This window comes from Streptococcus sp. HMSC063B03 (genome assembly GCF_001836965.1).
Lineage (GTDB): Bacteria > Bacillota > Bacilli > Lactobacillales > Streptococcaceae > Streptococcus > Streptococcus pneumoniae_F.
The window spans coordinates 53,732-68,246 of the sequence record NZ_KV831007.1; the positions used below are offsets into that span (position 1 = coordinate 53,732).

At 41.3% G+C, this 14,515-nt stretch carries 17 protein-coding genes; all 17 read right to left on the reverse strand.

Annotation, left to right across the window (positions count from 1 at the left end; all coding sequences use genetic code 11):
* Positions 1 to 167 precede the first annotated feature (167 nt).
* Positions 168 to 644, reverse strand: coding sequence for an acetolactate synthase small subunit (gene ilvN, locus HMPREF2628_RS00230; RefSeq protein ID WP_001253805.1), 477 nt, complete (start codon positions 642 to 644; stop codon positions 168 to 170).
* On the reverse strand, positions 637 to 2,337 hold the full coding sequence (locus tag HMPREF2628_RS00235) for an acetolactate synthase large subunit (RefSeq protein ID WP_070841994.1): 1,701 nt from the start codon (positions 2,335 to 2,337) through the stop codon (positions 637 to 639). Before HMPREF2628_RS00235 ends, ilvN begins: the two co-directional genes overlap by 8 nt.
* 322 nt (positions 2,338 to 2,659) lie before the next feature.
* Positions 2,660 to 4,741, reverse strand: coding sequence for an elongation factor G (gene fusA, locus HMPREF2628_RS00240; protein ID WP_045612723.1), 2,082 nt, complete (start codon positions 4,739 to 4,741; stop codon positions 2,660 to 2,662).
* Positions 4,742 to 5,135: 394 nt separating this feature from the next.
* On the reverse strand, positions 5,136 to 5,606 hold the full coding sequence (rpsG, locus tag HMPREF2628_RS00245) for a 30S ribosomal protein S7 (RefSeq protein ID WP_000087873.1): 471 nt from the start codon (positions 5,604 to 5,606) through the stop codon (positions 5,136 to 5,138).
* Between the two features lie 19 nt (positions 5,607 to 5,625).
* The gene (rpsL, locus tag HMPREF2628_RS00250) at positions 5,626 to 6,039 is read right to left on the reverse strand and encodes a 30S ribosomal protein S12 (protein WP_001142332.1); all 414 of its coding nucleotides are present in this window, start codon (positions 6,037 to 6,039) and stop codon (positions 5,626 to 5,628) included.
* A 314-nt stretch (positions 6,040 to 6,353) separates the two neighbouring features.
* Positions 6,354 to 6,953: a response regulator transcription factor gene (locus tag HMPREF2628_RS00255; protein ID WP_061589584.1), complete on the reverse strand. Its 600-nt coding sequence runs from the start codon at positions 6,951 to 6,953 to the stop codon at positions 6,354 to 6,356.
* A gap of 1 nt (position 6,954) precedes the next feature.
* The gene (locus HMPREF2628_RS00260; RefSeq protein ID WP_070841995.1) at positions 6,955 to 8,052 is read right to left on the reverse strand and encodes a sensor histidine kinase; all 1,098 of its coding nucleotides are present in this window, start codon (positions 8,050 to 8,052) and stop codon (positions 6,955 to 6,957) included.
* Positions 8,052 to 8,789, reverse strand: a complete 738-nt coding sequence (locus HMPREF2628_RS00265; RefSeq protein WP_070841996.1) for an ABC transporter permease — start codon at positions 8,787 to 8,789, stop codon at positions 8,052 to 8,054. The genes HMPREF2628_RS00260 and HMPREF2628_RS00265 overlap by 1 nt, the downstream gene beginning before the upstream one ends.
* 1 nt (position 8,790) lies before the next feature.
* On the reverse strand, positions 8,791 to 9,675 hold the full coding sequence (locus tag HMPREF2628_RS00270) for an ABC transporter ATP-binding protein (protein ID WP_070841997.1): 885 nt from the start codon (positions 9,673 to 9,675) through the stop codon (positions 8,791 to 8,793).
* Positions 9,662 to 9,856, reverse strand: coding sequence for a hypothetical protein (locus HMPREF2628_RS00275; RefSeq protein WP_070841998.1), 195 nt, complete (start codon positions 9,854 to 9,856; stop codon positions 9,662 to 9,664). The genes HMPREF2628_RS00270 and HMPREF2628_RS00275 overlap by 14 nt, the downstream gene beginning before the upstream one ends.
* The gene (locus tag HMPREF2628_RS00280; protein WP_082888142.1) at positions 9,853 to 10,044 is read right to left on the reverse strand and encodes a hypothetical protein; all 192 of its coding nucleotides are present in this window, start codon (positions 10,042 to 10,044) and stop codon (positions 9,853 to 9,855) included. The genes HMPREF2628_RS00275 and HMPREF2628_RS00280 overlap by 4 nt, the downstream gene beginning before the upstream one ends.
* A gap of 223 nt (positions 10,045 to 10,267) precedes the next feature.
* The gene (locus tag HMPREF2628_RS00285) at positions 10,268 to 11,935 is read right to left on the reverse strand and encodes a DAK2 domain-containing protein (RefSeq protein WP_000036655.1); all 1,668 of its coding nucleotides are present in this window, start codon (positions 11,933 to 11,935) and stop codon (positions 10,268 to 10,270) included.
* A 2-nt stretch (positions 11,936 to 11,937) separates the two neighbouring features.
* Positions 11,938 to 12,303 (reverse strand): Asp23/Gls24 family envelope stress response protein, encoded by a 366-nt coding sequence (locus HMPREF2628_RS00290; protein WP_000216437.1) that lies wholly within the window; start codon positions 12,301 to 12,303, stop codon positions 11,938 to 11,940.
* A gap of 155 nt (positions 12,304 to 12,458) precedes the next feature.
* A complete protein-coding gene (gene rpmB / locus HMPREF2628_RS00295) occupies positions 12,459 to 12,647 on the reverse strand; it encodes a 50S ribosomal protein L28 (RefSeq protein WP_001140948.1) in 189 nt (62 codons plus the stop codon).
* 106 nt (positions 12,648 to 12,753) lie between these two features.
* Positions 12,754 to 13,428, reverse strand: a complete 675-nt coding sequence (locus HMPREF2628_RS00300) for a LiaF transmembrane domain-containing protein (RefSeq protein ID WP_070841999.1) — start codon at positions 13,426 to 13,428, stop codon at positions 12,754 to 12,756.
* Between the two features lie 4 nt (positions 13,429 to 13,432).
* Positions 13,433 to 13,879: a LytTR family DNA-binding domain-containing protein gene (locus HMPREF2628_RS00305; RefSeq protein ID WP_070842000.1), complete on the reverse strand. Its 447-nt coding sequence runs from the start codon at positions 13,877 to 13,879 to the stop codon at positions 13,433 to 13,435.
* A 113-nt stretch (positions 13,880 to 13,992) separates the two neighbouring features.
* Entirely contained in the window at positions 13,993 to 14,496 is a 504-nt protein-coding gene (locus HMPREF2628_RS00310) for a phosphatase PAP2 family protein (RefSeq protein ID WP_070842001.1), read from the reverse strand.
* Positions 14,497 to 14,515 lie beyond the last annotated feature (19 nt).

Consider the following 14,515-nt stretch of genomic DNA (forward strand, 5'->3'; position numbering starts at 1 on the left):
AATTTAAGTTATTTTTTACTTAATGAAAATCAAAGAGCAAATTAGGAAGCTAGCCGCAGGCTGCTCAAAGCACTGCTTTGAGGTTGTAAATAAGACTGACGGAGTCAGTAACATATACCTACGGCAAGGCAAAGCTGACGCGATTTGAATTTGATTTTCGAAGAGTATTAATCGCGGGTAAATCCAGTTGCACCCGTTCTAGCAATATTACGAATACCGTATGGTCGAATGACTCGCAACAGGGCTTCGCTCTTTTCTGCATTTCCTGTCATCTGAATGGTAATCGTGCTTGGCGCTACATCCACCACCGTTGCACGGAAAGGTTGAATAATGGCTAGAATTTCAGCACGCTTCTCTGCTGGCGCTGACATCTTAACCAAAATCACCTCGCGCTCCAAATGAGGCTTGTCTGTAATATCTCGAATGCGAATCACATCAATCTGACGATTCAGTTGCTTGATGATTTGCTCCACTTCATCATGTGAAGCTACATCAATGATTATGGTGATGCGCGATACATTCGGATCTTCTGTTGCTCCAACAGAGATACTTTCGATATTGACCTGACGACGAGACAGGACACCAGTAAAGCGATTGAGGACTCCTGAACGATTTTGTAGTTTTGCTGTTAACATTCTACGCATGGAACTTCACCCCCAACATCTCATGATTACTCTTACCAGCTGGTACCATTGGTAACACCTGTTCCTTACGAGAAATATCTACCTCGATTAGCATAGGAACATCCTCAGTGATGACTTCAAGGTCTTGAGCCAAGGTCTCAGGATTATCAAACTTATAGTTTTTAATGCCATAAGCTTGCGCCATCAATTGGAAATCAGGAAGGGTATCAAAGACTGACTCTGACGTTCTACCTTCATAGAAGGATTCCTGCCACTGGCGAACCATTCCAAGTGAGTGGTTGTTCAGCATAACCACCTTGATTGGTACCTTGTAAATGTTCAAAATAGCCAATTCCTGGTTAGTCATTTGGAAACCACCATCCCCAACAAACAAGACTACTTCCTTATCCGGGTTGGCAATTTTAGCACCGATTGCTGCTGGAATTCCGAATCCCATTGTTCCCAAACCACCTGAAGTCACTAACTGACGTTCATTTTGGTAGGGATAATACTGGGCTGTCCACATTTGGTGTTGACCAACGTCTGTTACCACAATGGCATCCCCGTTCGTCAATTCACCAATTCGTTCAATAACGGCTTGCGGTTGAACCACACGCTCTTTTTTGTCATAAGAACGAACACGGTTCTTGTCTTTAGTGACTTTCTCAATCCATTTCTCAGTATTGTTATGAACGGTTGGTTCTGCCAACAACATTTGCAAGGCCTTTTTAGCATCCCCAACGACCGGAATATCCGCACTAATAATCTTGCCAATCTCAGCTGGGTCAATATCAATGTGAGCAACCTTAGCATTCTTAGCAAAGGTCTTAGGATTCCCCGTCAAGCGGTCATCGAAACGGCAACCAATACTAATCATAAAATCCGCTTCCGTCATGGCAATATTAGCTGCGAAAGATCCGTGCATGCCTCCCATTCCAAGAAAAAGTGGATGAGTCGTTGCAATCGTACCTTGCCCTAAAAGACTGGTTACCACTGGAATCTGATAGCGTTCTGCAAATTCATTTAATTCCGCAGCAGCTTCAGCATAACTAATTCCACCACCAGCTAACAAGACTGGCTTTTTAGCCTTGGATAATTGCTTCAAGATTTTCTTGATTTGCATATCATTCGGCTCAAGAGTCGGCTGATAACTTGGTAAATTCACTTCTGGTGAATAGATGAAGTCTGTTTCTAAAGCAGATACGTCTTTAGGTAGGTCAATGACGACCGGCCCTGGACGGCCTGTAGTTGCGATATGGACAGCTTCCGTAATGATTCGAGGGATATCAGCTGTCTCACGAACTTGGTAATTGTACTTAGTGATTGGCATGGTAATTCCCACAATGTCTGCCTCCTGAAAGGCATCTTTCCCAATCCCTGCTCGCGCCACCTGACCTGTAAAGACCAAAAGGGGAACGCTATCGCTCATAGCATCTGCAATCCCTGTAATGGCATTTGTTGCTCCTGGTCCGCTAGTGACGACAGCAACACCCAACTTTCCAGTTGATTTGGCATAACCTTCAGCTTCATGCAAACAACCTTGCTCATGGCGTCCTAGAATGTGGCGAATGCCTTTAAAATTATATATCGCATCATAAAAAGGCAAGACCGCACCACCAGGATAACCAAAGATGGTATCAATTCCTAAATCACGAAGTGTTTCCAAAACTAGGTCCGACCCCGTCTTAGGAAATTCTAAACTGATTTTCTCCATTGTTCCCCTTTCTCTTCACTTAAAAATAACTTGTTACTATCATACCATTTTTTCAAAATTTTTCAAGACAAAATAAGAAATTTTCTGAATTTTCTATTTTAAAGTTTATTTATGAATAATTATTTTGTTTTTATGAGTTTTAAAAGATAAATTACATTCTTTAACAATATATTTTCATTTACATTGTAAATTTCCTTCGCAAATTACTTCAACTTATGTTATATGAAAGTTCTTTAAGTCATATTTTCAGAATGTATAAAATTTGTCGTAACGTTACAAAAAAGGAAGCCACTAAGTGACTTCCTTCTAGAGCGAGGACTGATTAGTCTTCACCTTTATTTTTCTTAATGATTTCTTCTTGTACTGACTTAGGTACATCTTCATAGTGGTCAAATACCATCATGAATGTACCACGTCCTTGAGATGCAGAACGAAGAACTGTTGCGTAACCGAACATTTCAGCAAGTGGAACGTAAGCACGAACGATTTGGCTGTTACCATGTGCTTCCATACCATCTACACGTCCACGACGAGCAGTTACGTGACCCATAACATCACCAAGGTTTTCTTCTGGAACAGTGATTGTTACAAGCATCATTGGTTCAAGGATAGCTGGTTGTGCTGATTTAGCAGCTTCTTTAAGGGCAAGTGAAGCCGCGATCTTGAAGGCAGTTTCAGATGAGTCGACATCGTGGTATGAACCATCGTAAAGTTTAGCTTTAACGTCAACCATTGGGTAACCTGCAAGTACACCGTTAGCCATAGATTCTACCAAACCTTTTTCAACCGCTGGGATAAATTCGCGAGGAACCACACCACCGACGATTGCGTTTTCGAATTCGAATCCTTTACCTTCTTCGTTTGGAGTAAATTCAATCCATACATCACCGAATTGACCTTTACCACCAGATTGACGTTTGAAGAATCCACGTGCTTGAGTAGAAGCTCGGAATGTTTCACGGTAAGATACTTGAGGAGCACCTACGTTCGCTTCAACTTTGAACTCACGACGCATACGGTCAACAAGGACGTCAAGGTGAAGCTCACCCATACCAGAGATAACTGTTTCACCAGTTTCAACGTTTGTTTCAACGCGGAATGTTGGATCTTCTTCAGCCAATTTTTGAAGGGCGATACCCATCTTGTCTTGGTCAGCTTTAGATTTTGGCTCAACCATCAATTGGATAACTGGTTCTGGAACGTTGATTGACTCAAGGATGATTTTAGCTTTTTCATCTGTCAATGAGTCACCAGTTGTAGTATCTTTCAAACCAACGGCAGCAGCGATATCACCTGAGTAAACAGTGTCAATTTCTTGACGGCTGTTAGCGTGCATTTGAAGGATACGTCCGATACGTTCACGTTTACCTTTAGAAGTGTTCAATACATAAGAACCTGATTGAAGAACACCTGAGTAAACACGGAAGAATGTCAAACGACCTACGAATGGGTCAGTCATGATCTTGAAAGCAAGAGCTGCAAATGGCTCTTCGTCAGATGCTGGACGAGTTTCTTCTGCGTCTGTATCTGGGTTAACACCTTTAATCGCTGGAATATCAAGTGGGCTTGGAAGGTAGTCAATAACCGCATCAAGCATCAATTGAACACCTTTGTTCTTGAAGGCTGAACCACACAATACTGGGAAGAATTCAACGTTGATAGTCGCTTTACGGATACCAGCTTTCAATTCTTCGTTAGTGATTTCTTCACCTTCGAGGTATTTCATCATCAATTCTTCGTCAGTTTCAGCAACTGCTTCGATCAATTTTTCACGGTATTCTTGAGCTTGGTCAAGGTATTCAGCTGGAATGTCTTCTTCAAGGATATCTGTACCAAGATCGTTAGTATAGATTTCAGCTTTCATCTTGATCAAGTCGATGATACCACGGAAGTCATCTTCAGAACCGATTGGCAATTGGATTGGGTGTGCATTTGCTTGAAGACGATCGTGAAGTGTGCTTACAGAGTAAAGGAAGTCAGCACCAATTTTGTCCATTTTGTTGGCAAATACGATACGTGGAACTCCATACTCAGTTGCTTGACGCCAAACTGTTTCAGTTTGAGGCTCAACACCTGATTGTGAGTCAAGAACGGTAACCGCACCATCCAATACACGAAGAGAACGTTGTACTTCGATTGTGAAGTCCACGTGTCCTGGTGTGTCGATGATGTTTACGCGGTGGTTGTTCCATTGAGCTGTTGTCGCAGCAGATGTGATAGTGATACCACGCTCTTGCTCTTGCTCCATCCAGTCCATTTGTGACGCACCTTCGTGAGTTTCACCGATTTTGTGGATTTTACCAGTGTAGTAAAGAATACGCTCAGTAGTTGTTGTTTTACCAGCATCGACGTGAGCCATGATACCGATATTACGAGTTTTTTCAAGTGAAAATTCGCGTGCCATGAGGTTTGTTTCTCCTATTTATTTTTGATTTCTATTCTATTATAACATGATTTTAATAAAAACGGATAGGCAGGACCTACCCGTTCTCAATGTTTTCATGCTATTGTTGGTTTCAACTTATAGATTTACAAGTTGAATTGAACTCGGGCTAAAGTTAATTAGCCGATTTGAGCTGGAACGGGATGCTGTGTGAAAAAGATAAACTTCTTTGTATTCGTCGAATACTGCGTCAGTTTCCTATTTTCACCTTGCATCCTTACCGTTCCTAGCAACATGATATAGTTGAGCTCAAGCTAAAAGTCTGGAGAAAAAGATGAATCTCATTGGTTGCAATCGCAACCTGCTTTGATTCCCTATTTTCCCTGGGACTTTCTTAACGCTTTCGCATCCTATCTTACCAACGGAAGTGTGCGAATGCACGGTTAGCTTCAGCCATACGGTGAGTGTCTTCACGTTTCTTAACAGCTGCACCAGTATTGTTAGCAGCATCCAAGATTTCTTTTGCAAGACGGTCTTGCATTGTGTGTTCACCACGAAGACGAGCGATTGTTACCAACCAACGAAGTCCAAGTGTTGTACGACGTTCTGGACGAACTTCAACTGGGACTTGGTAGTTAGAACCACCAACACGACGTGCACGTACTTCAAGTACAGGCATGATGTTTTCCATAGCTGTTTCAAATACTTCAAGTGCATCGTTTCCAGTAGCTTCTTTGATTTGCTCAAAGGCACCGTAAACGATTGAAGCAGCTGTACCACGTTTACCATCAAGCATAACGCGGTTGATAAGACGAGTAACTAGTTGTGAATTGTAAAGCGGATCTGGCAATACGTCACGTTTTGGAGCTCTATTTTTACGACTCATTTCTCTTTATCCCCTTTCCTTATGCTTTTGGACGTTTAGTACCGTATTTAGAACGGCCTTGTTTACGATCGTTAACACCTGCAGTATCAAGTGCACCACGGACGATATGGTAACGTACCCCTGGAAGGTCTTTTACACGTCCACCACGAAGAAGAACCACGCTGTGCTCTTGCAAGTTGTGTCCGATACCTGGGATGTAGGCAGTAACTTCGATAAGGTTGCTCAAACGTACACGAGCGAATTTACGAAGGGCTGAGTTAGGTTTTTTAGGTGTCATTGTTCCAACACGAGTTGCAACACCACGTTTTTGTGGTGAAGAAACGTTTGTTTGAACTTTTTTATGACTGTTGTAACCAACGTTCAAAGCTGGTGATTTAGATTTTTCTACTTTTGATTTACGCGGTTTGCGAACCAATTGGTTAATTGTAGGCATCTACATTCTCCTGTGTTTTTTTATTTTTGGTGATGATACACTTGGTGACAGCTATCATCTGTGTGTACTTTTGCAACATTTGTCAGCACGTCCCTGTACACTCTTGAGAGACCAAAAGTAAAAAGTACCGTCTATTATTGTAACAAAATTTTCCATTGGTTGTCAAGATATTTTTCTTTTTTATTGTTAATTTTAGCTCCTTGGTACCACCTTAGACGAAACAAAAAGGAGGAAACTAAGCCCCCTCAAGTTACAAATTATTTCTTTGAAACACTTCAATTTTAGCACATAATGGTTTTCGAGATAGGATAGTATCACAACCAACCAGATTCTTTCGCGATATTAGCTGCCTCTGTTCGATTACCTGCATCTAGTTTCGAAAGAATATTGGTGACATAGTTTCGGACTGTTCCGTTGGATAGATAAAGTTGATCTGCAATTTCTTGGTTAGAGAAGCCCTGAGCGATTCCCTTTAAAACTGCGATTTCTTGCTCTGTTAATGGATTGGGATGCGTCATCACCACTTCCATCAATTCAGGCGAATACTCCTTACGTCCTTCGAGGACGGTGTGCAAGGTTTGCATGAGATCTGCAATGCTTCTTTCTTTCAAGACATAAGCATCCACTCCAGCCTTGACTGCACGTTCAAAATATCCTGGACGCTTAAAGGTCGTCACTACAACCACCTTTGTTTCAAGCTTTTCTACTCGTATCCACTCCAAGACTTCAAGACCTGTCTTAACAGGCATTTCTACGTCAAGGATGGCGATATCTACAAGCTCCTTTTCTAATAGTTGGATTGCTTCTTGCCCATTCTTAACTTGAAGGACAGACTCCACATCCGGTTGAAGCGTGAGCAACTGGCACATGGCATCTCGCAACATACTTTGATCTTCTGCAACAAGTAGTTTCATCTTAATTTCTCTCCTTATAAGGTAGTCGAACCTGAACTTCTGTCGGTTGTTTCCAACTAATTACCTTTACTTCTCCCGAAAATGGAAGAACACGATCTCGAACTGTATGGAGGTCATCCCCCTTTATAAAAGTAAAGCCACAGCCATCATCACTCACTGTTAGAATGAGTTCTTTCTCTGTCCGTTCTAATTTCAAGTAGACTTTAGACGCTTTAGCATGTTTGATGATATTGGTCACTAATTCAAGCAAAATCATGGAAGCCGTTGACTCCAATTCCTGAGTTAAGCTAGCTGTATCTAGTTGATTAGCTATTTCCACCTCAATTCCAGCAATTTCTAACATCTTTTTCACAGTCTCTAGTTCGGATGTCAAAGTTCTAGACTTAAGATTTTCCACAATGGTTCGCACTTCATTCATGGAATCCTTGCTGATCTGGTGGATTTCTTTTAATTCCTTCTCCACCTGTGGATAAGCCTCCATCTGAAACAACTGCAAGGCTAAATCTGTCTTGACACTGAGCATGGCAAAGGTGTGTCCCAAGCTATCATGCAAATCCTGACCGATACGACTGCGTTCATTTTCAGCAAGCAATAGATTTATCTGGGCATTTTGCTTAGCCTGACCTTCTTTCAAATCCTCAACAATACGAATCCGAACCAAGCCAAAAGTCATTAAATCGACAAAAGCAAGAATTACAAGTAGATAGAGTAGAAACTCAACTTCGATTCTCTGAAAAATCAACAGTTGGCCCACAACAAGGACTTGAGCAAGAAGAAAAGTCCAGACGTGTAAAGATTTTAAACCACCTACGCTGAAATGATAACTTAAGAGATTGGATAGGAAAAAGAAAAACCAGATATAACTAACAGCAACAAAGACAGTATTCCCAACTACATAAGTCAGCATGAGGCCCCAATATAGCCAAGATAGGTGCTGGCTCTTAGTTGTTAAAACACCCAAATACGCCACTACAAATAGAATATCAATCAATAAATGCCAGGCAGAAAGCCACCCAGTCACTACAGGTAGGACGGGGAAAATCATAAAAATCAAACTGGCCCAAAACATATAGTGTATGCTTTTCAGTCTTTCAAGCATTAAGCATTCTCCTTATGACCTTGAAGGTAAATGGTCAAACCAAACAAAACTGCTGAAAAAACAAGTAGATAAACTGTGGCTGATAGATTGATACTACCCTCGTTTAAGAAGGTCTTGAGCAACTCCATCAACTGATAAGTTGGTAGACACTTCCAGATTGCTTGCATCCAGTCTGGAAATAAAGAGATGGGCATCCAGAGTCCGCCTAAAACAGCCAAGCCTAGATAAAGAAGATTGCCCACGACAGACATCAGCTGACTAGAAGGCAAGAGTGTCAAGGTCAAGCCAAGCGCTACAAAAGCTACACTTCCTACTATCAGCAAGAGCGCAGCCCCAATCCAGCTTCCTAAAGGCATATCCACACCTCTGACCAAGTGCCCAACTGAGAAAACAACCAGGATTGAGACCAGATAATCAACCATCATACTTGTTATCTTTGATAGATAATATTCTACCATATTTACCGGAGTATGGCGCAATGTTTTCTGCCAGTTGTTGATTTTATCTGTATGTAAAACAGCTGGAAATGAAAACATAGCTGTCGACATCATGGAAAAGGCCGTCATGGAGATAAGATAATCACGCATAAAATTCGCGGGTCCACCTGGTGTCTCCTGGTACATGCCAGAAAAGAATAAATAGAAAGCCGTCGGCATTCCTACGGATAATAAATAATAGACGAGTTGCCGTTTGGTCAATAGAAATTCTATCTTGTTTAGTGCGGTCCATCGTTTCATCTTAGTCATCTCCCTTTTGTGTTTCTTCAAAGATTGTATCCAGTAAGCTACGATTATTGACTTCAATTTCTTGAATCCTACATCCTGCTTGCACTAACAGTTCCCAAAAAGCATCTGCTTCGCGTGTGACTACTTGTAGAGCATCCTGTTTTTGTGACCAGTTTTCAACCAAGTTTGACTGTTCGACAACTTCCTTATATGCTAGAGGAAGGATAAAGTGCTTTTCAATCTCCTCACTGCGCATGGCTAGAGGTGTTGTATCGCGAATCAACTCTCCCTTATTCAAGACCAAGATTCGGTCCGCTGTATGCTCTACCTCTTCGATATAATGGGAGGAATAGAGAATGGTAACTCCCTGCGCTTTTAGGCCCTGAACAATTTCCCAAAAACGTTGACGAGTAGAGGTATCCATAGCAGCAGTTGGTTCATCTAAAAAGACAAGCTTTGGTCGCCCAATCAAGGTCAAGACAAAAGAGAAGAGACGCTTTTGCCCACCTGACAATTTTTCTGCAAATTGTTCTTTTTGTTGCTGGTCAAACTGCAATAGTTGATCAATTTCCTGCTCGCTCAAGGGATTTGGATAGATACGTTGAAAGAAAACAATCAACTCTTTTACCTTTAATTTCTGAACGATGACATTTTCTTGAGGGAGGTAGGATCTTGTGTAGTCTAACTTAGAGCTCGTCACTGGCAAGCCTTGGATGGATACTTGACCGCTTGTGACCAGTTTATCTCCAAGCAAACAGTCCAAGAGTGTGGTCTTCCCAGCACCATTGGGACCAATCAAGGCGACGCATTCACCTTCTGTTACCTCAAAGGAAATATCCTTCAAAATAGCCTTGCCCTTGATGTTTTTATTTAGGCTTTCTACCTTAATCATGTTCATGATATTCTCCTTCCAGCCACTCCTTTCCCATCAGAAAGGCGATAAAAATCATAAATCCTAGACCCCAGGCACCGCGAATGGCTTGGTGAAGGAAGGCTTGATCAAACCAACCTGTAAACATTTCTACTAACCATACCACTAGTGACAGTCCAATAAAAAGATAGAGAATCGCTTTTTTCATTTTTCAAACTCCTTTTTCACATCTGAGACCAATTTCAAACCTTCTCGTATTATCCAAGACATCATTCCAAAGCTTGCAAACAACTCCCAAGGAAAATGATAAAATCCTTCATCCAATCCTGAGAACATGAGATAAGTCATGACTCCTGCTGCTACTAAACTCATTGCGACAATTACTTTATGTTTCATTTTTTCTTCCTCCACTTGATACATCTAGTATAATTCTTTGAAGGTAGAATCACTAGAAGCTTCTGTCATGAGGAGATATGACAAATGTCATTAAAAATGATGGAACAGAAATTACTAGATTGGATTGATTTTCTAGCGCCAATCAGCTACTTGGTCCAAAACTCATTGCAAACCAAAAAGATCGGGAATCTTTTCCCGACCTCTTTCGTTTTCTATTTAATTCTTATTCCACACTGAATAGGTATGGGTAAACTGGTTGTTGGCCTTGGTGAATCTCGACTTCAACATCTTCGAATTCTTCTGCGATTTCTTGAGCAATTTCATTGGCAAGTTCTTCGCTTCCGTCTTCACCGACATAGAAGGTTACGATTTCACTATCTTCATCCAACATATGTTTCAATGTTTCTGTCAAGGTCTGGTGCATGTCAGGGTTTGACACGAGAATTTTCCCATCAACCATACCAAGATTATCGTTTTCATGGATTTCTAAACCATCGATTGTTGTATCACGCACAGCTGTTGTGACGCTTCCGCTAACGACATCGCTAAGAGCAGCAGTCATACGCTCTTGGTTTTCTTCGATGGACTTGCTTGGATCAAAGGCAAGAAGACTTGTCAAACCTTGTGGCAAAGTACGAGCTTCCACCACTACTGCTGGTTGTTCCAAAACTTCTGCTGCAGATTGAGCTGCCATGAAAATATTTTTGTTGTTTGGCAGGAAGATAATGTTACGGGCATTGACCTGTTCAACAGCCTTGATAAAGTCTTCTGTTGAAGGGTTCATAGTTTGACCGCCTTCGATAACATAATCAACACCTTGAGAACGGAAGATATCTGCTAGACCTTTACCAGCCACTACAGCAATCAAAGCATACTCTTTTTCTTCAGCAGGCTTGCTAACTTGGGCAGCTTCTTTCTCAACCTGCGCTTCGTGTTGGTTACGCATATTGTCAACTTTTACCTTGACCAAGCTACCATATTTGAGACCTTCTTGCATAACAAGTCCTGGATCTTCTGTATGGACATGGACTTTGACAATTTCATCATCATTGACAACAAGGAGAGAATCTCCAAGTTCATTCAAGTAGTTACGGAATTCGTCGTAGTCAAAATCTTTGGCATAGGTTGGACCTTGCTTAAGAGCTACCATGATTTCAGTACAGTAACCAAAGGTGATGTCCTCAGTCGCTACGTGACCAGCCACAGACTTATGATGCTCTGCATTGATCATCTCACTCATGTTGGCAGGAGTCGCTACAAAATCCTCAGATGCAATATATTCGCCAGTAAGGGCTGAAAGGAAACCTTCGTAGATGAAGACCAGTCCTTGACCACCTGAGTCTACAACACCAACCTCTTTCAATACTGGAAGCATGTCTGGCGTTTTAGCTAGAGCTGTTTTAGCACCTTCCAAGGCTGCGCGCATGACTTCAACAGCATCATCTGTCTGCTCAGCCTTTTTCTTAGCACCGATAGCAGCCCCACGAGAAACTGTCAAAATCGTTCCTTCAACTGGTTTCATCACTGCCTTATAGGCAACTTCTACACCTGATTGGAAGGCAAGAGCCAAGTCTTGACCTGTTAACTCGTCTTTATCCTTGATGGCTTGTGAAAATCCACGGAAAAGCTGAGACGTAATAACGCCTGAGTTTCCACGCGCACCCATCAAAAGCCCTTTAGCAAGAATACTCGCTACCTCTCCAACTGTAGAAGCTGGCTTGTCTGCAACTTCCTTAGCACCATTTTCAATGGTCATTCCCATATTTGTACCAGTATCTCCATCTGGAACTGGGAAGACGTTTAATGAATTGACATATTCAGCTTGCTTATTCAAGCGAGTTGATGCAGCCTGCACCATTTCTTGAAATAAGCTAGTAGTAATTTTTGACACGGTTATTCTCCTACAACTTTGATATTTTGAATGTAGACATTTACAGTCTGAGCAGTAATTCCAAGCTGGTTTTCCAAGCTAAAACGAACACGCTCTTGAATGTTTTTTGACACTTCGCTAATCTTTGTTCCGTAGCTCAACACGGTATATACATCAACTGCAATACTGCCATCTTCGGCCGCCTTTACGACGACACCTTTGGAATAATTTTCCTTACCTAGAAGGGCTTGGAAATTATCTTTGAGGGCATTTTTACTAGCCATACCGACCACACCAAAAATCTCAGTTGCTGCTCCACCTACGACGGTTGCAATCACTTCATCTGTTAGTTCGATTTGACCATCTTTTGTATTAATTTTTACAGTCATCCTTTTTACCTCAACTAGTTGATACTCTATTTTATCATATTTCAGCCCAAGTGTAAAAGCAGAATACTGTATCAGCGGATATTTACTCCGTTTTTCAAATGATTTTATACCCACAACAAAAGAAAAAAGACCCTAAGGTCTCCTTACTTTTATTATTAAACGCGTTCAACTTTACCTGATTTCAAAGCACGAGCTGAAGCCCAAACTTTTTTAGGTTTACCATCGATAAGTACAGTAACTTTTTGAAGGTTTGGTTTTACGGCACGTTTTGTTTGGTTCATCGCGTGTGAACGGTTGTTTCCTGATACAGTCTTACGACCTGTAAAGTAACATACTTTAGCCATTTGTGTTTTCCTCCTATTAGATCTAATATAGCGGATGTGCTAGCACCACATACCGTACTATGTTATCACACTTTCTTCATTTTTGCAAGGGAATTGGAAGATTTTTTTATTTAACGTAGACAATTCCCAACTTCCCAAAAGCCACATCTCCACGGATAATCAAGGTTTTGCTGGTTGGGGCTAGAGGAGTATCTGCCTTGGCTACGCCACAGAAAGTTTCTACCTTTAAATCAACTCCCCAATGTTGAGGAACATAGATAACTGCATTCCCAAAACCGACTTCTATCTTCAAGGTTGCGGTATCTCCTAAAATCTCTGCATTGTCATAATATATCTTGGCATTGCCAAAACCAACTTCTACTTGATCTTCTACAAGATCTTGATCTTGTTTATAGAAAGTCCCACTTCCAAAAGCGACTTCTTTGTCCGTGACGACTGTTCGCTCACCGTTGTACCACCATTTTTTCCCATTCCAAAACTTACTTGAGTGAGTGAGATAGCCAACACCTAGCACTGCTAAGATACTAGCCCAAAATAGAGACTGATTTGGGATAGGTAAAATGTTATAAAAATGATTTGCAATCATTACTGCTACTAGAGCTGTAAAAACTGCTGAAGTCAGATGACGACGAAGCAAAGCCTCAACTGATTGGTAAGCAAAAAATCCAATACCAATCAAAGGCCAAATGTGCCCTCCCAGAGAAGGGATTCCAAAATTTCCTTGCAACAAAATCCATGCTGCTAAAACCAGCAACACAATACCAAATGCTTTCTTTTTCATGTTCTTACCTCATGTTTCTTAGATTTTCTTTTAGGAGGGATTGGTAATGTCGTGAGACATGAACCTCCTTGTGGGTCTGATAAAAGGAAATGGTGCCCGTTCCTGAAAAGGACTTGTCCACCGAGTAAACCTGCCGAATATTAGCGATCGTTGACTTGGATACCCGACTGAAATAGCGAGGAAGGATAGCCTCTAACTCATAGAGTTTAAGCCGAACTTCGTAGGCATCTTTCTGGGTATGGGCATAAATCTTGCTCCCTTCTGTCTCAAAGAATAGAATTTCCGACAAATCCAGATAATATTCACCCGTCCCCCTGTAAAAAATCAACCTAGGAGACTTGGACTCTTGCAAGAGACGCTGCAAATCCGCAATCTCATCTGTCAAAGCCGCTGCCTTGATGATAATTTCAGTTTCCTCTAAATTGCTGTCAATTTCGATTCGTAACTTCATTCCATCTCCTTTCTGACTCTACTATATCAAAGCTAAAATAAGAAAACAAGAGCAAAAAAGCAAGTGGTTACTTTAGGCACGTAAGTGGTTGTAGGACCATCTTAACTTACAAATCAAAATAGAAAGAAAATCACACCCCACACAAGTCCGCAAGCATAACCAATCAAGACATCCTTGGGATAATGGACGCCACCTGAGACTCTCACTAGACCGAGGAGGGCTGACAAGACCAATAAGATAACCCCTGCAGATAAACTAGCATGTAAGCAAGCCATGGAGATAATGGTTGCTGAAAAGACATGACGACTAGGCATAGACTGACCAGGACTATCTCTGTCTAGTAGAGGTACAATTTCCCAAACTTCATAAGGCCTAGGAGCATTGATTTTCTTACGGAAAAGAGACAAAATTACAAAACCTGATGCAGGGATAAACACATAGATCAAGACCTGTTTCCCAAGTCCTTCTTGGAGATAGGTGGTTGCTAACAAGGTTAGATAAATCATAGGCATAACTACTGTCATGAACCGATTGAAAGTTCTTAGCAATCTCAGAAAGAAAGGATTGTTTTCAATCTTACCAGCGATGTGGTCATACCATTCTTGATAATTTTTCATATATTTTCTCATCACTTAC